Source organism: Solibacillus sp. FSL H8-0523 (assembly GCF_038051985.1).
Lineage (GTDB): Bacteria > Bacillota > Bacilli > Bacillales_A > Planococcaceae > Solibacillus.
This window is the reverse complement of record NZ_CP150291.1, coordinates 3,672,486-3,698,770: the sequence shown is the minus strand read 5'-3', so window position 1 is coordinate 3,698,770 and position 26,285 is coordinate 3,672,486. Positions and strand designations below refer to the sequence as shown.

At 35.8% G+C, this 26,285-nt stretch carries 25 protein-coding genes; 14 read left to right on the top strand and 11 right to left on the bottom strand.

The features are described from left to right. Nucleotide 1: 1 nt before the first annotated feature. Nucleotides 2-1,030: a cytochrome d ubiquinol oxidase subunit II gene (locus NSQ62_RS18545; protein WP_341321544.1), complete on the top strand. Its 1,029-nt coding sequence runs from the start codon at nucleotides 2-4 to the stop codon at nucleotides 1,028-1,030. Between the two features lie 166 nt (nucleotides 1,031-1,196). Here NSQ62_RS18545 and NSQ62_RS18540 read toward each other — a convergent pair whose 3' ends face one another. Next, nucleotides 1,197-2,882 (bottom strand): HAMP domain-containing methyl-accepting chemotaxis protein, encoded by a 1,686-nt coding sequence (locus NSQ62_RS18540; protein WP_341321543.1) that lies wholly within the window; start codon nucleotides 2,880-2,882, stop codon nucleotides 1,197-1,199. 185 nt (nucleotides 2,883-3,067) lie between these two features. Between NSQ62_RS18540 and rlmD the strand changes: the two genes are divergently transcribed. Next, nucleotides 3,068-4,432, top strand: a complete 1,365-nt coding sequence (gene rlmD / locus NSQ62_RS18535; RefSeq protein WP_341321542.1) for a 23S rRNA (uracil(1939)-C(5))-methyltransferase RlmD — start codon at nucleotides 3,068-3,070, stop codon at nucleotides 4,430-4,432. Nucleotides 4,433-4,555: 123 nt separating this feature from the next. On the opposite strand, the gene NSQ62_RS18530 is transcribed toward rlmD, so the two are convergent. The 4 genes from NSQ62_RS18530 to NSQ62_RS18515 all read right to left on the bottom strand — a co-directional run bounded on the left by NSQ62_RS18530 (nucleotide 4,556) and on the right by NSQ62_RS18515 (nucleotide 8,327). Continuing rightward, nucleotides 4,556-5,485: an NAD(P)-dependent alcohol dehydrogenase gene (locus tag NSQ62_RS18530; RefSeq protein WP_341321541.1), complete on the bottom strand. Its 930-nt coding sequence runs from the start codon at nucleotides 5,483-5,485 to the stop codon at nucleotides 4,556-4,558. Between the two features lie 214 nt (nucleotides 5,486-5,699). After that, nucleotides 5,700-6,287 (bottom strand): Crp/Fnr family transcriptional regulator, encoded by a 588-nt coding sequence (locus NSQ62_RS18525; protein WP_341321540.1) that lies wholly within the window; start codon nucleotides 6,285-6,287, stop codon nucleotides 5,700-5,702. 496 nt (nucleotides 6,288-6,783) lie between these two features. Then, complete coding sequence (locus tag NSQ62_RS18520) at nucleotides 6,784-7,413, bottom strand: nitroreductase family protein (RefSeq protein ID WP_341321539.1); 630 nt, start codon at nucleotides 7,411-7,413, stop codon at nucleotides 6,784-6,786. A 227-nt stretch (nucleotides 7,414-7,640) separates the two neighbouring features. Next, complete coding sequence (locus NSQ62_RS18515; RefSeq protein WP_341321538.1) at nucleotides 7,641-8,327, bottom strand: type 1 glutamine amidotransferase domain-containing protein; 687 nt, start codon at nucleotides 8,325-8,327, stop codon at nucleotides 7,641-7,643. A gap of 74 nt (nucleotides 8,328-8,401) precedes the next feature. Here NSQ62_RS18515 and NSQ62_RS18510 point away from each other — a divergent pair, with 74 nt between their 5' ends. Together NSQ62_RS18510 and NSQ62_RS18505 are read left to right on the top strand one after the other, a co-directional pair. Beyond that, nucleotides 8,402-8,740 carry a MerR family transcriptional regulator gene (locus NSQ62_RS18510; RefSeq protein ID WP_341321537.1) on the top strand — a complete coding sequence of 113 codons (339 nt, stop codon included), beginning with the start codon at nucleotides 8,402-8,404 and terminating at the stop codon, nucleotides 8,738-8,740. Nucleotides 8,741-9,229: 489 nt separating this feature from the next. Next, nucleotides 9,230-10,387 (top strand): MFS transporter, encoded by a 1,158-nt coding sequence (locus tag NSQ62_RS18505; RefSeq protein WP_341321536.1) that lies wholly within the window; start codon nucleotides 9,230-9,232, stop codon nucleotides 10,385-10,387. A 207-nt stretch (nucleotides 10,388-10,594) separates the two neighbouring features. Here NSQ62_RS18505 and NSQ62_RS18500 read toward each other — a convergent pair whose 3' ends face one another. Next, nucleotides 10,595-12,496, bottom strand: coding sequence for an S-layer homology domain-containing protein (locus tag NSQ62_RS18500; protein WP_341321535.1), 1,902 nt, complete (start codon nucleotides 12,494-12,496; stop codon nucleotides 10,595-10,597). A gap of 174 nt (nucleotides 12,497-12,670) precedes the next feature. Beyond that, complete coding sequence (locus NSQ62_RS18495) at nucleotides 12,671-12,922, bottom strand: hypothetical protein (RefSeq protein ID WP_341321534.1); 252 nt, start codon at nucleotides 12,920-12,922, stop codon at nucleotides 12,671-12,673. Nucleotides 12,923-13,128: 206 nt separating this feature from the next. Here NSQ62_RS18495 and NSQ62_RS18490 point away from each other — a divergent pair, with 206 nt between their 5' ends. The 9 genes from NSQ62_RS18490 (at nucleotide 13,129) to NSQ62_RS18450 (ending at nucleotide 22,410) form a co-directional block, all read left to right on the top strand. Then, the gene (locus NSQ62_RS18490; protein ID WP_341321533.1) at nucleotides 13,129-14,064 is read left to right on the top strand and encodes a glycoside hydrolase family 16 protein; all 936 of its coding nucleotides are present in this window, start codon (nucleotides 13,129-13,131) and stop codon (nucleotides 14,062-14,064) included. Next, complete coding sequence (locus NSQ62_RS18485) at nucleotides 14,064-15,428, top strand: glycosyltransferase family 2 protein (RefSeq protein WP_341321532.1); 1,365 nt, start codon at nucleotides 14,064-14,066, stop codon at nucleotides 15,426-15,428. The genes NSQ62_RS18490 and NSQ62_RS18485 overlap by 1 nt, the downstream gene beginning before the upstream one ends. A gap of 13 nt (nucleotides 15,429-15,441) precedes the next feature. Continuing rightward, nucleotides 15,442-16,359: a polysaccharide deacetylase family protein gene (locus NSQ62_RS18480; RefSeq protein WP_341321531.1), complete on the top strand. Its 918-nt coding sequence runs from the start codon at nucleotides 15,442-15,444 to the stop codon at nucleotides 16,357-16,359. Nucleotides 16,360-16,822: 463 nt separating this feature from the next. Then, nucleotides 16,823-17,491, top strand: a complete 669-nt coding sequence (locus NSQ62_RS18475) for a response regulator transcription factor (protein ID WP_341321530.1) — start codon at nucleotides 16,823-16,825, stop codon at nucleotides 17,489-17,491. Continuing rightward, nucleotides 17,488-18,501, top strand: coding sequence for a sensor histidine kinase (locus NSQ62_RS18470; RefSeq protein WP_341321529.1), 1,014 nt, complete (start codon nucleotides 17,488-17,490; stop codon nucleotides 18,499-18,501). The genes NSQ62_RS18475 and NSQ62_RS18470 overlap by 4 nt, the downstream gene beginning before the upstream one ends. 167 nt (nucleotides 18,502-18,668) lie before the next feature. Continuing rightward, entirely contained in the window at nucleotides 18,669-19,097 is a 429-nt protein-coding gene (locus NSQ62_RS18465; RefSeq protein ID WP_341321528.1) for a hypothetical protein, read from the top strand. Between the two features lie 50 nt (nucleotides 19,098-19,147). Continuing rightward, nucleotides 19,148-19,624: a hypothetical protein gene (locus NSQ62_RS18460; RefSeq protein ID WP_341321527.1), complete on the top strand. Its 477-nt coding sequence runs from the start codon at nucleotides 19,148-19,150 to the stop codon at nucleotides 19,622-19,624. Nucleotides 19,625-19,643: 19 nt separating this feature from the next. Beyond that, nucleotides 19,644-20,411, top strand: a complete 768-nt coding sequence (locus tag NSQ62_RS18455) for an ABC transporter ATP-binding protein (RefSeq protein WP_341321526.1) — start codon at nucleotides 19,644-19,646, stop codon at nucleotides 20,409-20,411. After that, entirely contained in the window at nucleotides 20,401-22,410 is a 2,010-nt protein-coding gene (locus NSQ62_RS18450) for an ABC transporter permease (protein WP_341321525.1), read from the top strand. The genes NSQ62_RS18455 and NSQ62_RS18450 overlap by 11 nt, the downstream gene beginning before the upstream one ends. 213 nt (nucleotides 22,411-22,623) lie before the next feature. Here NSQ62_RS18450 and NSQ62_RS18445 read toward each other — a convergent pair whose 3' ends face one another. Together NSQ62_RS18445 and NSQ62_RS18440 are read right to left on the bottom strand one after the other, a co-directional pair. After that, nucleotides 22,624-23,319 carry a hypothetical protein gene (locus NSQ62_RS18445; RefSeq protein WP_341321524.1) on the bottom strand — a complete coding sequence of 232 codons (696 nt, stop codon included), beginning with the start codon at nucleotides 23,317-23,319 and terminating at the stop codon, nucleotides 22,624-22,626. A 386-nt stretch (nucleotides 23,320-23,705) separates the two neighbouring features. Further along, complete coding sequence (locus NSQ62_RS18440; protein WP_341321523.1) at nucleotides 23,706-24,155, bottom strand: Hsp20/alpha crystallin family protein; 450 nt, start codon at nucleotides 24,153-24,155, stop codon at nucleotides 23,706-23,708. A 159-nt stretch (nucleotides 24,156-24,314) separates the two neighbouring features. On the opposite strand from NSQ62_RS18440, the gene thpR reads away from it, so the two are divergent. Beyond that, the gene (gene thpR / locus NSQ62_RS18435) at nucleotides 24,315-24,884 is read left to right on the top strand and encodes an RNA 2',3'-cyclic phosphodiesterase (RefSeq protein WP_341321522.1); all 570 of its coding nucleotides are present in this window, start codon (nucleotides 24,315-24,317) and stop codon (nucleotides 24,882-24,884) included. Nucleotides 24,885-24,934: 50 nt separating this feature from the next. Here the strand turns inward: thpR and NSQ62_RS18430 are convergent, their stop codons facing one another. Next, a complete protein-coding gene (locus NSQ62_RS18430; RefSeq protein ID WP_341321521.1) occupies nucleotides 24,935-25,459 on the bottom strand; it encodes a lysozyme inhibitor LprI family protein in 525 nt (174 codons plus the stop codon). 40 nt (nucleotides 25,460-25,499) lie between these two features. Beyond that, a complete protein-coding gene (locus tag NSQ62_RS18425; protein WP_341321520.1) occupies nucleotides 25,500-26,225 on the bottom strand; it encodes a DUF421 domain-containing protein in 726 nt (241 codons plus the stop codon). Between the last annotated feature and the right edge of the window lie 60 nt (nucleotides 26,226-26,285).

Sequence of the window (26,285 nt, the reverse complement as noted above, 5' to 3'; positions counted from 1 at the left end):
CATGTCATTTGAATTGATTGGGATACTTGTGTTATGGGCATTTTTATTTGGTTATGTCATTGTTGCATCGATCGATTTTGGTGCTGGGTTTTATAATGCATACAGTGTGCTAACGAATCGCTCGGATGTGTTAAGCGGTATTATTAAACGGTATTTGTCGCCTGTTTGGGAAGTGACGAATGTATTTTTAGTGTTTTTCTTTGTAGGCATCGTCGGTTTCTTCCCGCAAACCGCTTATTATTACGGTACGGTGTTGTTAGTGCCGGTCAGCATTGCACTTGTTTTGTTAGCGGTGCGGGGGGCATATTATGCGTTTGAATCCTATGGGAGGGGAACGGGGCATAAAGGCTATGCGACTGCTTATGGGGTTGCGGGGCTTCTCATTCCCGCTTCATTATCTGTTGTGTTCACGATTTCAGAAGGTGGCTTTGTGGAAATGGTAGGAGGTGTGCCACAACTAAGTTTCCGGGCATTATTTACGAGTCCGTTAACGTGGAGCATTGTTATTCTTAGTATTGTCGCGGTGCTCTATATTTCGGCAGTATTTTTAACGTGGTATGCCGATAAAGCTGGGGACGAAAAAGCATCTAACTTAATGCGCAAATACGCACTTATTTGGTCGGCACCACTTGCCTTATCGGCGTTCGGAATCATTATCGAATTTAGGGGACATAACCCATTTCGCTTTGAACGGATTGTGGATGTATGGTGGCTATTCATCATTTCAGCTGTGCTGTTTTTAATCACTACGTATTTGTTATGGATGAAGCGTCGTTATGGTACCGCGATTATTTTGCTATTTACGCAGTTTGCTTTTGCGTTTTTTGCATATGGTATTTCGCATTACCCGTACTTGCTGTATCCGTATTTAACAATTCACGACAGTTTTACGAATCATGAAATGGCGATTGCACTTATTATTGCGTTCATACTTGGCGCGGCCTTACTGATTCCATCGTTGTATTTACTGTTTAAGCTGTTTGTCTTTAATAAGGATTATGTAAAAGGAATACATGATGAGCATGTGTAGGGGGACTGAATATGAATGATTTTATAATATTTGTCGCACCGTTTTTAGTCGTTATCGCGGCACTTGTAGCCGCATTTTACGTAGCGCCAAAGGATAAAAGAAGTGAACATTAAATAGAAAAAAGCCTTCGTTCAACAGTGTTAGGACTGCTGAACGAAGGCTTATTTTATAGCTTAAATTTATGTGTACTTTTTTGTAGCTCGTGAGCTTGCGAGGCTAGACGTGCTGATAAGGCATCTACTTGCTGAATAACCTCGGCTTGATGCGTTGTGGCAGTCGCAATCTGTTCCACATTGTTCGCTGTTTTTTCAGTACCGTGTGAAAGTTCAATCACAGTAGCCGCAGCTTCTTCAGCACTGGCTGAAATTTCTTGGGCAGTCGCTGAAATTTGCTCAACACGCTCTGACATTGCTTGAATATGATCGGCCATTTCATGGAATGATTGGCCAGCGCGCTCAATTACGATAACGCTATCTTCCGCGCATTGTAGACTGTTTTTAACGGCACTACTTACATTTTGAGAATTGGATTGAATTGTATCTGTTAAGCCGACGATTTGCTCCGCGGAATGTTTCGACTGCTCTGCCAATTTTCGTACTTCATCGGCAACAACGGCAAAGCCTTTACCATGCTCACCTGCTCGTGCCGCTTCAATGGCTGCATTCAGTGCGAGTAAATTTGTTTGGTCAGCAATATCGGTAATGGCCTTTGTGATGGTCGTAATTTGTTCGGACTGTTCGATTAAGACATGCGTTAATGCCGAAATATTTTGAGTCGATTCATGCATTGTTTCCATTTGGATTTTGGCATCATCGACAATAGTAACCCCATTCATCGCAGCATCAGTTAGTGTAAGGGCGCCACTGTGTAAATCTTGGGTAGCGCGTGCGATTTCGTTAATCCCTTGTGATGTTTCGTCGACTGCCGCTGCTCCCTCATTTGCACCAACCGCCATTGTTTCAGCTGTATGCGCGGTATAGGAAATGAGCTGTTGAATTTGTGCCGTTTCTTTAGAAATCCCATGGCTATTATGTGTTAGCTGCTCGGCTGATTTTGCAAGTTCATCCGAGTTGTGTTGGACATTCGCTAATAACTCTTCAAAATTTTGTTGTAACGTGATAAATGCCTTGGATAGTTTTCCAATTTCGTCTTTAGATTTGATTGGCTGATGTTCGATATTCAAATCACCATTGGCCATTTGTTGTAAATCCTTTGAAATCATATGGAGTGGCTTTGTAATGCCACGCTTTGTATAGAACGTGTAGAATATTGCAACAATAATTGTGATGAAAATAAAGACAATCGAGACAATCGTTGAAAAATTGATTTTTTCTTGCGTTTTAGCAACCATAGTCGCAAGCTCTTCATTTTCAAGCACCTCAATCTTTTCGGTTAAATCATGGGTGAAAGAACTTGTGTAATTGTAATCTCCATTCACAATCGAAAGTGCTGTTGAGACGTCACGGTTTTGCATTGCTGTAATCATTGTTGTGATTAAATTGTCGATCATCGTCAGTTGATCCTTTAAATTGGCAATGGGACCAGCCGCATCCTGGAGCATATTTTGCTGTTCAACTTCAGAAATAAGTTCTGTAAGATTCGTCGCATACAGCGTAATGGCATCTAGATTTTTTTGAGATGGATCCATCGTATAAGCACGTGCTGAAATACTTTGAGACAGTAAATTTTGCTGAATATCGTTAACACGCTGAATTTGCGCCATCTGAACATCGACAGCGTTTGAGACATCGTTACCGATACGGAAAAATTGTACAGATGCAAAAACGACAGCGATCAACATTAGTGTAGAAATTGTAAAGAACCCTAAATTCAATTTCGTTCGAACAGACATATATTATCTCCTTAAAGTGAGTTTTTTTAATTATTTGGTAATATTAAATTATAGTATTGATTACAAGTAAATACCATCTAATTTTAATAGACAGAACTGTCCGAATTTACAGGGAACATTTCGGCGAGTACATTTTTAAAGTGACATGGTACAATAGAGAGATTGAAATGAGAGGACGATTTGATATGACTGCACCAATTAAAAAAAATGATCGTACAACAGTTTATATAGAAGATTTAACACATGATGGCAATGGCGTCGCAAAAATTGACGGCTATCCATTATTTATTCCAGGTGCACTTCCTGGAGAAACAGCAGAAGTACACGTAGTAAAAACCTTAAAAAATTACGGCTTTGCAAAGGTTGTCGATATTTTAACAACTTCACCAGACCGCGTAGATGCAACTTGCGAATATTTCGCACAATGTGGAGGCTGTCAAGTACAGCACCTTTCATATGAAGGCCAATTAAAGTGGAAACAATCGATGGTCGAAAACGTAATGAAACGCATCGGTAAAATCGACGCGCCCGTACATCCGGTAAAAGGAATGGATGAGCCGTGGCATTACCGCAACAAATCTCAAATTCCGTTTGCACAAAATGAAGAGGGCGATGCGATTGCCGGCTTCTACAAAACAAAGTCACATGAAATTGTTAACATGGAACGCTGTTTAATCCAATCAGGTGAAGCAGACGTGATGATGGGGCAATTAAAGGATGAATTAGCATTATTACGTATTCGTCCGTATGATGAAAAATCACACCAAGGCATGCTACGCCACGTCGTTGTTCGTAAAGCACGTGCAACAGGCGAAGTAATGATTGTACTTGTAACGAAAACAAAAAAATTCCCGCAAGCAGAAGCAGCGGTGGAAAAATTACGTGAGCTTGTACCAAACGTCACGTCGATTGTTCAAAATATCAACGGCGAAAAAACAAATGTGATTTTCGGTGACGAAACGGTAACACTTTGGGGCAAGGATACGATTGAGGATACAATCGGCGATGTACGCTTTGAAATTTCAGCGCGTTCTTTCTATCAGGTAAACCCAGTTCAAACAGAGGTGCTTTACAAACAAGCACTAGATTATGCACAGCTTGAAGGCAATGAGCGTGTCATTGATGCATACTGCGGTATTGGCTCAATTTCGCTATTTTTAGCACAAAAAGCAGGGCAAGTCATGGGTGTTGAAATTGTCGAGCAAGCGATAGAAGACGCAAAACGCAACGCCGAGCTAAACGGCTTAACGAATACGTATTTCGAAGCAGGTCCAGCTGAGGAAGTCATTCCACGCTGGTACAAAGAAGGCAAAGTTGCCGATGTCTTAGTAGTAGACCCACCACGCAAAGGTTGCGACGAGGCACTACTAAACACAATTATCGAGCAAAAGCCGAAGCGTGTCGTGTATGTATCATGTAATCCAGGCACATTAGCACGCGATCTTCGCATTTTAGAAGATGGTGGCTATAAGACGAAGGAAATACAGCCAGTGGATATGTTCCCGCATACGACGCATTGTGAAGCAGTGGCGTGGTTGGAGTTAGTATAAGGTGAAAAAGCAGACGGTTTAGAAGTGTTGGTATAGCATTTCTAAACCGTCTGCTTTTTATTTATGGATGAAGCAAGGCACTCATTATAAAATAATCACAACTTTACCTTGAGCGTGACCTTCTTAAAAATATTTGAATACTTCCGTTATTTCACTTAACTTAAACCGTTTATCAATTATTGGTTTTACTTTTCCGCTCTCAAGTAACTCTTTTACATCATTTAAGTCTTTTTGATTTGCTCTTTGTAACAGGCTACTCATTTTCTTGCTTCCAGTCATTGAAATTAAAGGTCCAAGAAATAATGTTTGATAAAGTTGAGACTCGGAACCTCCTACGTGAACAAATTTCCCATTTTGCTTTAGTACACGTTTATAAGCTGAAAGGGAATTTGAACCATTCACCCCAAGAACTAAATCATAACGTTCTTGATGTTGTGCGAAATCCTCTTTTATATAATCAATGATATGGTCGGCTCCTATCGAACGTACTATTTCTACATTTCTTGTACTACATACGCCCGTTACTTCAGAACCAAATGATTTAGCAATCTGTACCGCAAAAGTTCCAACGCCTCCAGATGCTCCATAGATTAAAACTTTATGACCCGATTTAATTTTGCCTTTATCACGTAGTCCTTGTAAGGCAGTAACACCAGCCATAGGAGTCGCAGCAGCTTCCTCAAAGGAGATATTGTTTGGCTTTAAGGCTAAAGCATCTTCGGGGACTGTTACATATTCAGCAAAGCCACCCCAACCACAACCAGAGAGGTCGCCAAATACTTTATCGCCCACTTTAAATAGCTGAACGTTTTTTCCAACAGCTTCAACTGTACCAGCTATGTCACCTCCAGGAATCGAGTATTTTGGTTTCGTTAGTCCGAAGGCAAATCGAGCTAAGAAGGGTTTGCCTTTCAAAAGAACTAAGTTTCCAAAGTTTAAAGATGCTGAATGAACCTTTACCAATACTTGATTCTCCGTAGGGAAAGGTTTTTTTATCTCTTTTAATTCAAGTACATCGGGTGAACCATATTGATTACAAACTATCGCCTTCATAAAAATCTCCTCCAAATGTTAATATCTTTGATTTAATAATAACGAGGGGATAAAAACCGTTCATTGACTTAAGTTAATTTCTACAGGCTTTATAAAATTTTTTTAGTGGTTATCACAAAGAGTAAGGGGGGGATTTGGTTCAATGATGTTTGGTGAGTTAGTCTTCGATGCTTAGTTCTATTGTGATGCGGGATAATTGAGGATGAAATCCATTTTATAATATATTTTTTTTAATTCGTTTTTTTATTCTACTTAACGACTCAGGAGTAATTCCAAGATAACTAGCTAATTGATGTTGTGGTACACGGTCAATTAACTCGGGGCGTTTCCTTAAAACGGATTCGTATCGTTCTTCTGGAGAAGAACCAATAAATTCACCGAATTGTTCTTGTATTTCACCGACTTTTATTTCCATCATTTTGCGTATCATAATTTCAAGTTGTGGGTATTTGTTAAACATCGTATTTTCAGAATCAACATCACCAACAACTAATATGCAATCTTCAACACACACTAATGAATACTTTGATAAGTCATCTTGAGTCTTTTCGTTGATAATTGGAATAGCTTGATCTTCAGTAAAAAAATTTGATGTTACTTCTTTACCTGATTCATCTATAAAAAACTGCCTAACACACCCCATTAATACGAAATAACATTTAATGGATGGAAGTTCTCCTTGTCTAAGAAGATATTGTCCTTTTTTATATTCATCAATTCGTAAACTTTCAGAGATTGCCCGCTGTTCATCTTCGCTGATTAAAGTAAAGTCAGACATATATTTTAAAAGTATATCAATCATATATTCTCTCCATTTCTAATTGAGGCAATTTTAATGTTTCTTAATCATTTCAACACCTTTATCCATTTCACTTTTATTAGATAGAAACAATCGAAATAGCATCTCTTTTACTATTCAACTAACGGGATGCTTTAATAAAGAAAGGATTTATAATAAAGCATATAAAAATTAATCTAATAACATTCCAAAATAAAAATTTAGGAATACTAAAAAGGGCTAGGTACTTCGATTGTAGGACCAAGCCAATTACTTAAACCCACCAGCACCAATGTGTTGCCACATACACTCCACACATTGTGAAGCGGTTGCATGGTTGGAGTTAGTATAGAAAGTACAATAAAAAAAGCTGTGTCAAAAATCCACGTTGTAGGGGATTTTAGCACAGCTTTTTTTCGATTAAATAGCGCGTAATCGCAGACTGATCAATTGCTAAGGATTGTAGTAGTACCTTTTGTGTGACACTACCTTTTCTTACTAAAGAAGAAACAAAATGTTCTTATTTAGAAAAACGAATAATTTGTTCGAATGGTAAGCGTGATGAATTACGTGCTGGTACTGCAGCTTTTCCGATAGCAATTAAAACCATTGGTAATTCGTTTGCAGGAAGCTCGTATTTTTTAGCGAAAGCTACTTTATCAAAGCCACCCATTATTACTGTTTCATAGCCCATGTCTTTCGCTAAAAGTACGATTTGCATAGAAATTAAACCGACATCTAAATGTGCAATGTTTGTGCGTTCAATTTCAGAAAAATTACTATATGCAGACTCAGAATTTGAAATCATCATATCAGCAATATCACGTGGCATATAGCCTAGTTCAACATTTAAATCATTAATTTGTTTCGCATTTTTATACATTTCATTGTCGCCTAAAACAGCAATAATCGCTGATGATGTTTCAATTTGTGCTTGATTAAAACCAGCAATACGCAATTCTTTCTTTTGTTCTTGATCATCGATAACAAGAAAGCGCCAAGGTTGTAAGTTACTTGATGATGGAGCTGATGTTGCTTGTTCTAGGATATGTTGGATTGTTTCGCGAGGAATTGTAACACCAGGCTCATATTTACGCACTGATTTACGTTCATCCATTAATTTTTCTAAAGCTGTTTTCTGTTGTAGCATATGTATCATCCTCTATTATTGAAATTTAAATTTATTGATAAGTCATGTATTAGTAATCTATTAATTCGTTAGCTTTGATCGTTCGTATTAAATATAAAAGAGTAGGTGTTTATGAAGTGAACGTATATCACCTTTAAAACATCTGCTTTTGCTCATCAATTTAAATATTGAGCGAACTTTGTATTAGCTCGGTAAGTTATTTAAACGTAATTTTACATAAGTAAAGATTAAAGTGATTTTAATAATTTAATTACATCTTTGGCAACTGCGCCACCTGATGCGGGATTTTGTCCTGTGACGATACGATTATCAGTTACAGTGAATACTGACCAATCAGCATCTTTTACGTAATTAGCCCCTTTACGAACAAGTTCATCTTCAGTTAAAAATGGAACGACTTTATCTAGTCCAACAGCAATTTCTTCTGTGTTACTAAAACCAGTCACTTTAGTATTTTTAATTAAATATTCACCGTCGCCATCTTTAATATTTAATAATCCAACAACTCCATGACAAACGGCAGAAACAACACCACCGTTAGCGTGAATCGTACTTGCAATGTTTTGTAGGTTTTCATCTTCTGCGAAATCCCACATAACTCCATGACCACCTGCATAATAGATAGCATCATAATCATTCGGGTTAATAGAGTCAGCCGGCAAAGTAGTGCTTAGTTTATTTAAGAAATCTGCATTTGCGTAATATTTCCAATCTAATTCTGTCATTTGATCAGCTTGTAAACTGTGTGGGTCAAGTGGCGTATGACCACCTTTAGGACTCACAAAATCAATTTGATAACCTTCTTTTTCCATTTCAGCTGCAAAGTGAACAGCTTCCCCTAACCATAACCCTGTTGCACGTTGTAAATTGGGATATTTAGAAATATTGGTTACTACTAATAAGATCTTTTTCACTATGAAATCTCCTTTAAGTTTGATACTATCAACCTTAAAGGTTAAACCATACTTTAAGTCAAGGAGGACACTTCGTGTATACAATTCAACAAGCGAGCCTCTTAATTGAAATTCCTGCAAGTTCAATTCGATACTATGAAAGAATAGATTTAATTCCACCGATAAAAAGAAATGAACAAGAGCATCGAATATTTGATGAACAAGACATTGAACTTTTAAAATTAATTAAATGTTTTCGAAATCTAGGCATGTCAATTGAGAATATAAGAGAAAATATTTCAACGCTGAGTTTAGAACAGGAAGAGATTAATACGCAAGCTATATTAATTCAGCACAAGAAAAAATTAGAAGAGCAAATTGATGTTTTAAATTCTTTTATTAGTGAAATCGATCAGAAAATTATTATTAAATGATCAGATACAGATTTATAATAACCTCTAAAGATTAAGCTGAGTGATTCTAATACATCTCTTTATTTAAAATGTCCATGCTCAACACTCGCTACATTGTGAACGGTTGTTGCTTGATTAGAGTTAGTATAAAAATATAAAAGGCATATAGACGCGCAAAGTGAGCGAATCTATATGCTTTTTTATTGATGTTAGGGCGTTAGTTGAAGAAAAAAGCACCCTCTAAGCACCTATCCTTTAATTAGCAATGGCTGAAAAACAAATGTAATCTGCTACTTTAAAAAAACGTCCAAATGTTTGGGAACTTTGTTGTACTAAATCTTGTAAATGCATAAATCTGATGCAACCCCTTATACAACAATCGGGCGCAATTGTTTAATATGCGTCTCTTTTTTCTTATTGAACGAAAAGAGCAGTTTACTTGAACAAGAAGTCCTTTTTTTACAACTATGAATAATATACATGTAATAATAATTGGATTTGGAGGATGTAATGGGGGAGCGAGGGAGAGTAAGTTTAGGTGTTGGTTGGATTACTTTGTTTTTAATAGGAATTGACCTATTTGTAGTTTCTCCGTTATTACCGTTTATTTCGGATGCGTATCAAGTGAGTTCTGCAATGACTGGATGGATGGTTACCGTTTTTGCAATCACATATGCTATTTTCGCTCCTTTCTTTGGATGGCTGTCAGATAAAAATGGACGGAGATCATACATTACATTTGGTTTAGTGTTGTTCGTCATTTCTAATATACTAACTGCTTTTGCTCCTTCATTTTTTTGGTTAATTATTAGTCGTATTTTAGTTGGTTTATCAGTTGCTGCAATTGCTCCGTTGCTTTACGCAATTATTGGCGATATTGCACCACCTAATCGGACAGGGACATGGCTTTCGATTCTTGCATCAGGGCACTTAACAGCTCTTTGGGCGGGAGCACCATTCGGTACATTGTTAGAGCATTTTCTTGGTTGGCGCTCAGTATTTGTAGCACTGGCTATTATGGGATTGATATTGGCAGTAGTAAATTTTATAACATGGAGAAATGAACCGAAAAGCAATTCAACTAGGAATCTACTCGGGGGGAATTTACTAAGAATATTTGGTTCAGTTAGCGTTACAGCTAGTTGGGCAATTGCAATGTATGCTCTATATGTTTACTTAGGTGCGGCCCTTTACTCTGAGATTAGATTCTCATCATCAGAAATCGCTACAGCTATTATTTTTTATGGTATTGGTGCTGTTATAGGAAGCCTTACAGGTGGTCAATTAACAGATAGATTTGGAGAAAAGAAAATTTCAAAAGTTACACTCATTTTCTTAACGCTCGTACTCGTTTGCTTAGGCATATTCTTTACATCAGGTATTTGGATTTATTTCTTGTTGTTCTTATGGGCCTTAGTTGGATATGCAGGATTTACATCATATACAGCAAGGTTAGTGGTTGAGTATCCGAACGATCGAGGAAGTGCGATGGCGTGGAATATGACTGCTTTGTATATTGGTATTACGCTTGGATCAATGCTTGGTGGTTTTGTTATTTCTAAATGGGGTTATACTTTCCTTCCATATGTTTGTAGCATTGCAGCCATTCTTAGTTTTTTCCTTAGTACGCAAAAAGTCAAAGAAACAAAAATGGAATCAGCTGTATGAGATATATGACATCCGAATATAGCTGAACTGCACTAAAAATAAAGGGACTGTCCGAAAAGTGTTTACTTTTCGGACAGTACTTCGTTCAAGTATTAATTAACCGCTTAAGTGCGGTGCTTCTGCGGTGGTCAGAATAAATTCTCACCATCCTCGTCGCAAAGGAGGCGTCCCGAAATTACTTCCCGGACGCCCCCTTTTCTATCATTTTTATTGAACAATACGATACATAAAAGTAGCGTAATGCATACGGCTTACTTGATCGTTCGGATTAAAACGTCCTTGTGAACCGATTGTAATACCGTTGGACGATAAATTATTTATATAGTCTTTTGCCCAATGATTGTCAGTATCTGCAAAAGGCAATACATTCGCTGGTTGAAGCTCTAGTTTAAAGGCATTTACTAAAATTTTCGCTAATTGTGCACGTGTCAGCGCATTATTTGGATTGAACTTGCCATTTGATCCATCGATAATACCTGCTTGATACAGTGCCATAATTTCTGTGTAATATGGATGTGATTCGGGTACATCAGCAAACGTTATTTTTTCACGAATAGGCTCTAATGAAATCCCGCTGCGATAAATGAGCGCCGCTACATGCTGACGCGAAATAGAAGATGCTGGTTTAAATGTTTTGTCTGGGTAGCCATTAATGATTTTCATTTCTTTCATAAGCTGAATTTCTTTAAAATACGGATGGGCAACCGGTACATCGATAAACGAAGCTTCTTTCGCAAGGACGGTTAATTTTTTTGTTTCCTCGTAGGAATAGCCGTAATGATCTATCACTGAAAACGTCACAGCATAATCGCCAGTAGCCGCAACTGGTCGGTCAGTTTTCATTTGAACCCCATTGATTTGCAGTCCCATTACATTATAAGCTTTTATGTTTGTAGGCATTGTCAAAGCTTCACCTTTAAATAGATACATGTCCTTTAAGCCTTCGATACGAGGGCTATTGTACGGGGCTACCGTAATTTGACGATATACAGTAAGGGGCTCATAACCTTCTTTATCAAACGTATATTTCACTGAATAACGACCTACTACGTCGGTTTTGACAGAGCTTTGAACTGTAAGATTAGCCGTTACAGCTTGTTTTGAACTGTCCATCACTTTGACACCTGCTAGTGGATCAAATGCGTTGTTTAGTAGTAACAGTTCATCCTCAGTTCCTGTAATCGTAACGCTTTGCTTTGCCATAACTGTAATTTTAACAGTTTGACGCGTCATATTGCCCGCTTTATCGGTTACTTTATACGTTACTGTATAGTCGCCGGTTTTTGAGGTATTTACATTTCCAGAAAACGAGATGGCCTTCGATAAGTCACCATCTAAGTTGTCCGTTGCTTGAATACCTGCTAATACTTCGAAATGATCGCCTACAAAAATAGTACGATTCGCAACATTGTGTAAAACTGGTGCCTCTAAATCGCTTAGCTTTACTTCTTGGCTAAACGTAGAACGGTTTCCAGTAGCATCTGCTGCTTCATAATTCACAATGAATGTGCCAACTGTTTTGTTAGGGATATTGTGTGTAACTTTCACTGATTTTTCAACATCCGTATCGACATCATCGTAAATAAATAGATTTTTTGTGAAATCAAAAGGTCCTGTTACGTTTAATGTTAACGAACCTTTTTGCTCAAAGGTTGGCCCTACAGTATCATTGCCATCAAAAATAATGAACGAAATTGGAGATACCCAGTTGTTCACTACGCGATCACCATCTTCTAAATGCATGTAATTACCGTGCACATCACGCGCACCTACAAAAGAAACATACCATTGTTCGTTGAAAGCGGTCGTAGGCACTGTATATGCACCGACGTATTTTTCTATTACGGCATCATATTGTAATTGGACGCTTGTTCCTAAAATCGAACGATGCATTGGTTTCACTTTTAAATAAACATATTCTAAATTAGATTCATCTTCTATTCCAACAGAAAATTTTATCTTTTCACCAGGTGCTACAAGGGTTTTATCGCTCTCAATTGAGACAAGTGCTGGAATTGTATTATCTGCTGCATTTGCCTGCACATTTCCTATACTGGTTGGAAGAAGGAAAATCATCAATACAGTAGTAATTTTAATCAAGTATTTCATAAAAAATATCCTTTCGAACTTTAGTTTGAGTTAATTATATCAATTAAATAATAAAACTATCGAAATAATGAAAGGATATTTTGGTTATTATTACAATGAGTAGTTTATAGTACCTAATGTGTAAATATTTAGTGTATAAAACTGCTCGGTGCAACGCGGATCTAACACATTAATTTATTTTCTCTTATTCTTGCCGAGTTTCTCGTTTCCACGCTTAAAGTTACCCGTAATTTTCGCTAACAATAACTGGACTTCTAATAGATTATTTTCAACTGCTTTAATCCTCGCTATAAGACGCTCGGCCTCCTTATCCTTTATAACTTTAATCTGTTTACCTCTGTAATGGATTGTTACCGTTCCATTTTTCATTATTTGATAAGCAAATGGTTCTTCACCTAATCTGTTTCGTTTATCGATTTCGCTCACTACACCAGCTCCCTAATTTTTAGTTTCATATTATATTCAAATAAATTAGCAAAACCAAAATACGAATAACGAATTCCGATTTTGGAATTCGTTTTTTCATTGTTTTTTTATAAATTTCCCCAATATAGTAAAAATGCCCAATTCTAGCTGGATAAATAACATATTATGAAGTTTGTTCGTTCTTTTTAAAGACTGCATTTCATATTATGTTAATCGGTATCGAAGGATTCACAATTAATAAAATAAATGGATGTGACGTTGAACAAATGAAAAAAATAGTACATTTGATTTCAACTGGGATAATCATTTGCATTCTAATTTCGTTGGGGATTTTGTATGCCCGACTTAACACAACGCAGGAACATGAGCAGGCTGATAAGATCATTCAAAATACAAATCTCCAGACTATAGTAGATACAGAGATAGCCCATACACAGATAGCCCCAACACAGACGCTCCCAAATGGTTGGAAGCTCATATGGGCAGATGAATTCGAGGACGTGGCAGTTACTTTAGAGAAATGGACAGTTGAGGATTTGGTTGCGAGGCAAAACAACGAATTGCAATATTACTCCACAAATAATGTGAAAGTAGCAAATGGATTATTAACATTAATTGCAAAAAAAGAAATCACTCACGGACGAAATTTCACATCTGGTGCAGTTCATACAAAAAACACGTTCAATTTTTTATATGGAAAAGTTGAAATGAAGGCGAAGCTACCTAGTGGGCAAGGTATGTTCCCAGCATTTTGGATGATGACAAACAAAGAGAATACTTGGCTGCCTGAAATCGATATTTTAGAAATGCTTGGTCAGAAGCCCAATGAAATTTGGATGGTCTTACATGGGCTAGATGAAAATAATGAGAAAAAAACCGTGTCACAAAGCTATATGGGAGAAAATTATAGTAATACATTTCATACTTTTGGTATTGAGTGGACTCCCACAAAACTCACATGGCTGATCGATGGTGAAATAAGATTTGAAACAACTGAATACATTCCACAGGAAGAAATGTATTTATATATTAACACCGCTATTGGCGGGGATTGGCCGGGTAGTCCGGATCACACGACACAATTTCCCACATTATTTGAAATCGATTATGTAAGAATATATCAGAAAGACGAGGTAAAGTGATGTTATTGGTAAGTATTGTTTTATTAACGATTTTTTTATTTTTCCAATTACTATATATTTTCATTCCTCTGTTTTCTACTAACGGTTTATCGCCAGTTAATAAAACACAGATTGAAAAAGGGATGACAATTCTAATTCCGGCCTTTAACGAGGAAAAAACGATTTTAAATTGTTTGCAAGGCATCATGAACGTGAGCTATAAAAATCTTGAAGCAATTTTTATTAGTGATGGATCCACAGATGAAACCTTTCAATTACTCTATAATTATTTAAATGCACAACCAAGTAAAAAAATGCCTGCCGGGAAAATCAGTCATGAACGTGTAATAGGCTGTTATCAATCTGTCACTTACCCGAACATATACTTAATCGATAAGGTGAATGGGGGAAAGGCTGATGCGTTAAATGTAGGAATCGAATATGCGTCCAATGACATTATCATCACATTAGATGCCGATAGTATACTCGATCCAAATGCTTTACATGCCATGAATAATGCCTTCGATGATGAAAAAGTATTAGCAGCTGGCGGTATGGTTCAAATATCTCAAGGTTTTAACGGTAGTTATATAAAACCAAAGCCTATGTTTAATATTTCAGGGTTAATCCGCTATCAAGTTATTCAATATTTAACCGACTTTTATCTGCATAAAACAACTCAAGCGAAGCTAAGATCCATAACTGTGATTGCCGGAGCCTTTGGTGCTTTTAGAAAACACGCCCTGTTTGAAGCGTACGGTTATAGAAACACAGTCGGTGAGGATTTAGATATCACACTTAGAATGCACGCCCTTATTAAGAAAAAGTATAAACGGTATAAGTTAATCTTTGTTCCAAATGCCATTTGTTATACAGAATGCCCTTCCACTTTCAAAGACCTGCTAAGCCAAAGAATTCGATGGCAAAAGGGTTTTATTGATTGTCTACTTAACTTCAAAAAATCCTTTTTCGTCAATTTAGGCATCCCTGTTTCGATTTATATGCTTGTTGACTCACTTATTTTAGGAACGCTAAACGCTTTCCCTACTATGTTTGTCCCTCTTGTTATTATCATAAATCAAAATTATGGTATAACACTCTTCTTCCTTTCTATCACTTTTCTCCTAGCCCTTTATCGCAGCATTACAACCGTGATCATTAGTCGCAGATTTGGACATAAGTACTCTCCAAAAGATTACTTGAAACTAACTTTATTTATACCTCTTGAAATTTTGACTTACCGACTACTCGGCCTTGTTTTTGTAACCTTCGGAACAATTCTTTATGCAAAAAATAAAGGTGGATGGAATTCTGTTGAAAGAATCGGTATAAACAATCAATCCTATGTAGATGGCATATCCGTTCATATAAAGAAAATTACTTAAATGGGAGGATACCTTGAAAAACGCCTTATTTAATGTTGCCTTTACTGCCATTTTCTTAGGAATGTTTTCACTCATCCTTTACATCTTTTCTGATACCTTAATAGGGGCCATCACATCAAAGCAAACTTTATATCCAAAGGACAAAAGCCTAGCAATTGATTCCTGCCAAAAATGGACTGACGACGTTACGGACCACAACGTAAAGAGCGGAGAAGAAGCAAACCGCCTTACGGTTTTGGTTTACAATAGAATTATTGATGAAGAACAATTAAACGAAACCCATTTTACAAATGATGAATCCTTACAATCTACTATTGTAGTAACAGCAGAATTTGAAAAACAAATGGCATTTTTAGCAACCCATAATTACACTTCGCTAACGGCAGAAGAATTTTATCTATTTATGCAAAATAAAATTAAAGTCCCCCAAAAGAGCATTTTAATCACTTTTGATGATGGACTTAAAGATAATCTTGATACAGCCTATCCAATTCTAAAAAAATATAAATTTACTGCGATTAACTTTATCGATACGGGTCAGGTTACAAAAAAGAACAGTAAAACTATCGTCACTGTTCACGATTTACAAAAAGGCTGCGATGTTTTTGACTTTCAAAGTCATACCTATAACTTTCATCAAAGAAACGAAAACGGCGAAGCATATTTAGTGAGCGAAACACAAAAAGAGATTCAAAAGGATATTGGCATCAGTTTAGTGAATCTGAATAAAAAGAATCCTATATTTTCCTATCCTTATGGTGAATACGACGATGAAACAATTAAAGCCCTCAAACAATTCAACATCATAATGGCCTTCACTACCGAAGGAAACGACGTAAGACCAGGTATGGATCTTTATAAAATACCAAGAAAACGCATCTTACCTGATGATACAATTGAAGATTTTAAAAAGAAGATTAATATGTGGTAACTGCCCGCACATGTAGAGCAATGGCTTGATTGGTTTAGTTTAATAATTTACAAAGAACGGATTCCAATTTTGGAATTCGTCTTTTCTTGTTGTTAAAAAAATATTAAAAATGTTAAACAAACGGCACAGGTTAGTTCAATAGTTATTTCCAATATTGATGATCTTTACTTACAGTTTCAGATGTATATGTTTCTCATGCTCTTTATATTATTTTATAGAGGGATTGTTTCTTAATTGCTTGAAGTATTACACATAGTAGTAGGAGAGGGAGGTACGAGTGATAGCTGTACATATGTTTGTTAAGCACGATATAAGTTTAGAATAATCCTAATATTGGAATTGTGTTTTTTGACTGAGCATATGTCTAGGGTAGAACTGATGTTTTTCCTTGGAAAAATGAGTATTTTCTTATTCAATGAAAGACCAATTAGGAATCTACAAAATGTACAAAGGAAGTGAACCTATGTCAAAAATAATTATTATAGAAGACACGGAAAAGATAAGAGAGGAACTTAAAATCTTCTTGATTAGATACGGCTATGAAGTAGTGGCTTTAACGAACTTCGAAAATATTCTTCATGATACATTGAAGGAAGAACCGAATCTAATCCTTTTAGATATCAATCTACCTGTAACGGATGGCTATTATATTTGCAGAGAAATAAGAAAAAAATCAGCTGTACCGATCATCGTAGTGACGAGTAGGGATAACGAGATGGATGAACTGATGAGTATGAATTTAGGGGCAGATGATTTTATAACAAAACCATATAATACTCAAATTCTTTTAGCGAGAATTGAAAATATATTGAGAAGAGTTCATGGAATTACTAATCAAGATACGATTGCGTATAATAACCTAAAATTAAATTTACTAAATGGCTCGGTTACGTATAACGACCAGAAAGCAGAATTAACGAAAAACGAAATAAAAATACTTTCTTGCCTGATTAAAAATAAAGGGAAAATCGTTTCAAGAGATGATTTAATGGACTTTATGTGGAACGCTGATGTTTTTGTAGATGATAATAACTTATCTGTTAATGTCACAAGGCTTAGAAAGAAACTTGAAGGATTAGGGATGAAGGATAATGTAGAAACTAGACGTGGATTAGGATATATACTTCCATGACGATAAAAGAGTATTTAAAGGATAGAACGTTATTCCTGCTCACCAATTTTATATTATTCATCATCACTTGCGGCATTATGTTAATAACGAATATGACTGGCAACATCATTCTCCTGATTTTCTGTATTTGGTTTTTCCCCGTCCTAACGTATATCATGCTTGAGTTTTTTAAACAGAAAATATTTTATAACGAGTTAATTAGTATAATGGACAGTTTAGATCAAAAGTATCTGTTGTCTGAAATTATGAAAGAACCCGAAAATATAGCAGGCAAACTTTTATATGATATATTGCAACAAACAAATAAAGACATGCATGAGCATGTAAAAAGCTATAGAGATAGAGAAAATGAGTACAGGGAATATATCGAAACATGGGTGCATGAAATCAAGACGCCGATTGCATCAACAAGGTTAATAATCGAAAATAATCCAAACGCCATTACGCGAAATATTCAAGATGAAATGACAAAAATTGAAGCATATATAGAACAGGTTCTTTATTATTCAAGAAGTAATCATGTCAGTAAGGATTATCTTATTAAAGAGGTCTCTTTAGCGGATCTTGTAAGACGTGTTATTAAGCGGAATTCGAGAGACTTTATTAGCAAAGGGATTACAGTCGATATGGAAGCAGTAAAAGGAATAGCGTATAGTGATGCGAAATGGTTGGAATTTATAGTGAATCAACTGATTGGAAATGTGATTAAATACACTAGGGAACGTGATGGGAAGGTAACGATTCATACGATTAGAAATGAAAATAATATCGTGCTTACCATAGAGGATAATGGCATCGGTATTATCGATAAGGATATAAATAGAGTTTTTGAAAAGGGATTTACTGGGGAAAATGGACGAAAGTTTGGTGGGTCCACTGGCATCGGGCTTTACTTGTGCAAAAAACTTGCAGAGCAGCTTGGTCTAGGGCTTACGTTAACCTCTAAAGTTGGAGAAGGAACGAAGGTTAGGATTATTTTCCCCTTAGGCAGTGTTAACTTAATGAACTAATTCATATTAAAAATGACGGATTTATGGCTAGTGTCTGTATTAGCTGTAAACCCGTTATTTTTATTTTAATCCTTGCAAAAATGTAACTTTAATAAAATATAAACCAATATGTCAGCATCTCATCCACTGATAAAATGAGTACAAATAATACAGTGGGAGGAATTAAAGTGGAGCAACTAAATCTGAAAAAAATATTAATGGTAGTTGGGGTCATTGTTTTATTAGTAGGCGTTTACTTTGTTTATGAATACGTTACTGAACCAAAAATGGTGGCTGGTGTTGTGTCAAAAAATATAGATGATAAAGGAAATCCTGTAGATAAAACGACTACGTTTTCACCAGAAGATACGGTTTATTTTTCTGCTAAGCAAAACAGATTCTGGATTAAAAAAGCACAGGTCGTTTGGTACAAAGATGAAATCGCCACGGCTAATAGAATTTATGTTGAGGAAAAAGTGAAGGTAAATAAAGCTGGATATTTCTCTGCCAATCTATCTGTTCCAGAAGGTCTTGAAGAAGGTCATTACGGTGTTACTATTTTTGTAGATGGAGCAGATATTATGGAAACAAAAGCCAAGTTTGATGTGAAAAAGTAGAAGGTTCCCGCTGATGAAATGATAACAAATAATACATTGGGGGAATTAAGATGAAATCGTTAAGGTCGGGAAAAGTAGTTACATTGGTTAGTAATGTAATTAAATGGTTTAATTGGAAAAAGGTGGTGCTATTGTTGCTGGGAATCATTATTTTGTCAGTAGGCACTACCAATCTGTATGGATATTTTACTGAACGAAAAATCGTAAATGGTGTTGTGTCAAAAAATCTAAGTGACAAGGGGATGCCTGTAGGAATGACTATGTTTGCACCAGAGGATACGGTTTATTTTACTGCAAAGGGGAACAAATTCTGGGTTAAAAAAGCAGAGGTCGTATGGTATAAAGGAGAAATTAAGAGAGAGAACAGAATTCATGTTGAGAAAAACGTTGTTCTTAACAAAGAGGGCTATTTCACTGCTAAGCTACCAGCCTCAAAAGGTCTTGTAGAAGGACGTTACGGTGTCACTATTTATGTAGAAGGTTCCGACTTTATGCAAACAAGGACCGAATTTGATGTAATAAAGTAGAAAGTGGAGGCAGCAGACAATGCAAACTATATTAAACGTCGATAAAATTGAAAAATATTATGGAAATAAGGGCAATATTACAAAAGCGATTGATAATATAAGCTTTGAGGTAAGTGTGGGAGAATTTGTAGGCATAATGGGTCCTTCAGGTAGTGGTAAGACTACTATCTTGAATTGTATTTCAACGATTGATAACGTTACAACCGGCAAGATTATTATAAATAACAAAGATATTACGACTCTTAAGAAAAAAGCTCTAGAAGCATTTAGACGTGATGAATTGGGCTTTATATTCCAAGATTTTAACCTTCTTGATACACTGACTGCTTATGAAAATATTGCTTTAGCTCTAACGATACAAAAGAGGGAAATAACTGAAATAGATAATCTGATTAAAGATGTGGCGGAAAAACTTGGAATTACCGAGGTACTTAGGCAGTATCCGTTTCAATTGTCAGGGGGGCAAAAACAAAGGGTAGCATGTGCCAGAGCCTTAGTTACGGAGCCCTCTCTTATTTTAGCGGATGAACCTACGGGCGCCTTAGATTCAAAATCCTCAAGATTACTTTTGGAATCCTTTGAAAAGCTGAATAAAGAGTTTCATTCAACGATCCTTATGGTTACCCATGACTCCTTTACAGCGAGTTATGCCAATAGAATCTTATTTATAAAAGATGGTCGGATTTTTACAGAACTAATACGTGGAAATGATACAAGAAAGGAATTCTTCAATAAAATAATTGAAGTTGTTACTTTACTTGGAGGCGATGTTGGCCATGTTCTTTAAAATAGCAATCAACAATGTGAAAAGAAGCTTTAAGGATTACTCCATATATTTTCTTACGCTAACCCTAGGCGTATGTATCTTTTACAGCTTCAATTCAATTGAAGCACAAAATTCTATTTTAGAAATGAATAAAGATCCCAACTATATTTTATCATTAAATATGCTTATGGCTGGAACAAGTGTATTTGTATCGTTTGTTCTTGGTGGGCTCATCATTTATGCCAATAATTTTTTAATAAAAAAGCGAAAAAAAGAATTAGGTATATACATGACATTAGGAATGCCAAAAAGTACTATCTCAATAATATTGCTTTTTGAAACCCTTTTTATCGGTGCACTGTCCCTTATGGTTGGACTTGGGCTCGGGATAATCGTTTCACAAGGAATGTCAGTAATTACGGCCAACATCCTAGGGTTTGATGTGGAAAAATTTAAGTTCATTATTTCATTGAGTGCCATGATTAAAACGGTCATATACTTTGGCATCATTTATCTTTTGGTGATGGGCTTTAATCAAATTACGATTTCAAAATACAAATTGATTGATATGCTAAATGCAGCAAAGAAAAATGAAGAAGTAAAGTTAAAGAATTCTTTTGTATCAATCCTTCTATTCCTGTTATCAGTGGGGTTATTAGTAACTGCTTATAGTAGGATTATGAAGAGCGGCATTAATGGTGAAGTTAATGAGTTGGCAATTACTGTCATCCTAGGCGTAATTGGAACACTGTTTTTCTTTTTCAGTCTCTCTAGTTTCTTTATCCAGATGGTGCAAAAGAATAAAAAAATTTATTTAAAAGATATAAATATATTTGTATTAAGACAAATCAATAATAAGATTAATACGAACTTCTTGTCTATGACTGTTATCTGTCTTATGCTTTTTTTAACAATTTCAATGTTATTTACAGCGTTTGATTTAAAAGGAAGTATCGTGAAAGATACTAAAACTTTTGATGCTTCAGCAGTAATCTATGCTAACTCCGAAGATGAAAATCCTAAGGACAATGATATCGAAGAATTTTTAAATACAATAAACTTTACATTCGAACCTTATGAACAGCATGCCTTTTATCGTGAATATTCACTAGATATTACGTCTGAGAACTTATTGTCGAACTATTTTACTGAGCAGGAGAAAATTGCTTTATTAGAGGAAGGTTTTTATTATAATGTGCAACCAATATCTGCTATGAAAATTTCGGATTATAATGCAATAAGAAAACTTAGGGAACGAGACGCTATTAATTTAAAGGGAAATGAGGTTTTAGTTGTAACAAACTCCGAGGGGAAAGATGATGTTTTTTCTAACGATATAGGAAGAGAAGACATTATCCATATTGAGGGTAATGAGTATACTATCAAAAACGAAGCTCCTATTAAGGAAACTGTAAATATTGCTGTTCCCAATCAGTTATTTTATCTTATCCTTCCTGATAACTTCAATGGAAGTTTACAACTAGAGGTGACAGGCCTTAATGTATCATATGAAGATAAATATCACGATGAATCTGAAGAGAAGTTTGTAAACCTATTTAATGAATTTAAAGAAAATCAATATATAGATGTCTCTTCGGCTTCACCGTATGGGCGTACCTGGAACCAAATGCTAGAGAGAAATAACGGTGCAACAGCATTATTTGTATTTCTGGGTCTATTTTTAGGAATTATATTTATCATCACGAGCGCGGCAGTTTTAGCATTGCAACAGTTATCTGAAGCAAGCGATAGCTTGGAACGATATAAGTCTCTAAAGAAAATTGGTGTCACTGAAAAATTAATCAACAAAGCCATATTGAGCCAAACCTTAATCTATTTTATGGCCCCTTTAGGTCTAGCAATTCTTCATTCAATCGTTGGTATAAGCGTAGTTGACCAATATTTTGGTTTTCAATACCAAAGTATAATAGTCTGTGCTTTATTCCTTGCAATAATATATGGTGGCTATTTTTATGCAACGTATATTGGGATTAAGAATATAGTTAAAAATAACGATTAGTGAATTTAATATCCTTAATTGTAAAACTAACGGGGAGGCTTGGTTTAACATAGCCAAGCATTGCACATAAACCTACCAACCTTATGTGTTACCGCATACTCACCACATTGTAAAGCTATCGGGTGGTTGGAGTTAGTTTACTAAATGAAAAACGAATCCTACGAAGGGATTCGTTTTTTTGTGGTAAATTTAATCAACATAATTGTATTCTAATTAATTGTAACAGATGTGTGGACACCTAAACCAACCAAAAAATTGCATGACAATTGCATATGCAATCATATCCGACATAGCCAATGCCTCTGCTTCAATTTCATCAAAAACTTCAATATCGGCTTTATAGTTTTTTTGAATCATTGTCACGGCTTCATTTTTAGTTAACTCTAAATGTTTATAAAACATTTTCTGTAGAGCGTCTTTTTTTAAGTATGGATTTATATTGCTCAAAAATAAAACAATGTCATCAGCATTTTTATACCATTCTTTCTCTTTGGTATTCACTGTGTTTGTATCTCCTTTTACAGCTGCTGTTACGAGTTCGGCAGCAATCACTAGGTGTTCTTGAATTAGTTTGGCATAATGATCAGCAATTTGGTCTCCATAAAAAGGGCGTAGACAATTGCCTAAATCGGTCGCATTTTGTAAGAGACGTTGCTGTACAAATGGTAAATCAGGTAACTGGAACACAATGCTGATAATCGTCATCCTAGTCCAGTTGACATGTTCCATCCATAGTAATCGATTCATCGCTAAATAATCAGACTCTGCCTTACTTATACAACGCTGATCAAGGTAGCTTTGTTGTTGAGTCAAAAAATGCCGAAGAGGTGCAGTATATTGAGAGTATGGTTGCGGATAGGAAGCACTTAGTGGATATGCGAAAAAACCATTTGTGTAATAAGGATACACTTTTCAATCATTCCTTTCTATTCCTCATTTAGTGGATGAATACAAAAATTAGGCTCTTTTACTAGCATACTCAGAGGCATCTATGTTTGTGAAAATTGTGCAACTTACATATCCCTTTGAAGCTTAATATTTAGAAAGCAATGGGTTTTGATGCAGCTTTTTGTTTGTGGTTTTTGAATTGTAGTTAATTATCTGAATTGTTTTTATACCCGGTGCATTTAATAAGGTCGAGGAATGGCGACAGCAATGGGAAAATGAATAAAAGCGGGGTTAATGTTCAGCAAGTTGGAGAAAAAACTGTTTGAAGATAAATAAAAAGGCTAGGTTCTGCTATGGTAGAACCTAGCCAACCCCGGCAAGTTTGTTGATGTGCATTTAATAGCATGTTAATAAAAATCTATATCAATATTTTGTACGTTATTTTTTGCCGTTTTTTGCATCCTTACTTCAAGCACACCATTTCTATAAGTGGCTTTCACACCGTCGCTAGAAACAGGACTTGGTAGGAAGATAGAACGTTGGAAACCACCCGTATAGCGTTCTTGTCTAAACATGTTTCCTTCTTTTATTTCCGTTGTTGTATTGATGGAACCTCTAATGCTTAACATATTTTGGTTAACATTGATCTGAATATCGTCGTCTTTTTCTAAACCAGGAATACCGCAAGTAGCGATGACTTCCGTTGCTGTTTCATGCACATTGATTGTCATGCCGCCAAATTTATCAAGCATATTGTCAAAAAAACTAAAATCAAAAGGAAAAGCTGAAAACATCCTGTCAAATTCTTTTCTTACATTCGATAATTGTTTAAATGAATCATCAGGTAGTAACGACATCCTATATGCCTCCTATTTATTTTTGCTTATATGTTATGTACGGGATTATTTAAATTGGCGGCGAATATCAGTTATTTAGAGTTCTACCAATTATTTCTTTTAAATCACTACGTATCTAATAATGAATATTTACCAATTCTATAAAAGAGGTGAAGGCATATGGAGAGAGCGCCCCATTATTTTTGGGCAGTACGTATTCCCGATAATATTAAACAAACTATTCACGATGAACTGACGCACGTTAAACCAATCTTCCAATTTAAACGTTGGGTGGATTTACATGATTATCATATCACCCTTGCTTTTCTTGGTTCAGTAAACCCACAACAATTGCCATCCATTATTCAATTAGTGGGCGACGCCGTTAGTAAACAACAAGCTTTTAGGATGGAGATTGAAGGACTGAATGTGTTTGGTTCTCAAAAATCTCCGCGCATCTTTTGGGCTTCTGTGAATGAAGTGAAGCCGTTATTTCAACTTCAAGCGATTGTCCATGACACATGTCTTGAAGCAGGATTCTCTTTAGAAACACGTCCGTATCATCCTCATATCACATTGGCGCGGAAATGGGGCGGAAGTGAAGAATTTAAAATAGACGATTTAGTGGCACATAACCCTTTTGGAGAACAGGCCTTATCTTTTCAAGTAAATGAAATTGTCCTGTATAAATCGAATCTAGAAAACACACCAAAGTATGAAGCAATTGCAGCGTTTTACTTAGTAGACTAATACAAAATAAAACGCTGTCGCAAATTAAGGTTGGCGATATGTAATTCAAATTATTTGATATAATTTTCAACTAGTTCATAGCAGCGTTGTTCTGTTACATTAGCGAGTACAGCGATATATACTAAAGGTTCCATTGTACCGCCCTCGTATTCAAGCGAGGCTGCTAGTGCTTGACTGTCTCTCTCGTTAATCCAATCACGTTGCTCGGTACGCAACACGTCCATATCATCTTCCGAAAGTATTTCTTTTAAATCACCATAAATTTCGTTTAATAACTCATCCCAAATGTTCAAACGATCACTTTCCATTTCCCTCAATCCTACTGTTGTATCATCTTCCGCTTGGAGTGCTTCAGCTTGTTGTTTTGCCTTGCTCAGTTTTTCTGAATAAATTCCCTTTAAATTTTGCTCTAAATCATTATTCGGTAATTCCTCTGCGGGTACATGATCATCCTTGTATACACTTTGTTTGATATCATTCGGTTCGTTTGCCACATCTTGCTGAGTATTACATCCAGCTAGTAAAATTCCCATTAAAACCAATAATCCAAAATGTATTTCTTTGTACTTTTTCATATTGAAGCTCCTTTTATTAAGTAATTAAATCTTATCTGGATCAGTGTTTTATAGGCGGAATGTTTATATTATTTTCATTTTTTAAAGAAACATGTAGTTCCAGATTACGATTTATAGAGGCAAAAAAAACACTGTTTATATCATGAACGCCTTGATCAGCTAATTGCTGTATTAACCATGCTTCATTTAAATTAACATTCCTTAGCACGTCTGAGTAAATCGTTCCTTCTATAATAACAGGAAAGGAAATTAAAGATGTTGTGTTTACAATGTTCAGATCTTCTCGCGTTACTGAATTTTTTTGTGGTTTCTTTAGTACGCTTAAAGCACCGTTCCCTTCAATAATTGCAGTTTCTACTTCACTAATATCAAATACATTCTTTTCTCTAAGCATTTGAAGAATATTATCAATCGAATAACGAATTTTTTTTAGATTTTTATCAATAAATTTCCCATCCTGAATAACAACAGTTGGTTCGAGTGTTAATAATTTCCCTACTTTTCTATTAGCTATTTTCCAGTTTGCAATAACTCTTTGGAAAACTCCGATGAAAATTATAGCCATAATAGTCGGGAAATGTTCAATGTTAGGGTCAGCAATATCAGCACCAACAACTGCCCCAAGTATGATAACGATTAAAAAGTAAAATACAGGTATTTCTCCAATTGCACGTTTCCCCATAAATAGGGTGATAAATAGTAGCAAGGGTAAAATAGTTAATATTCTTACTAAGACAATGAATAGATCTTTCAGAAATTCAAGCATCCTTCCACCACTTTCCTCGGCCTCTTTACTTAAAAAAACGATACTATTACCTTTTCCATT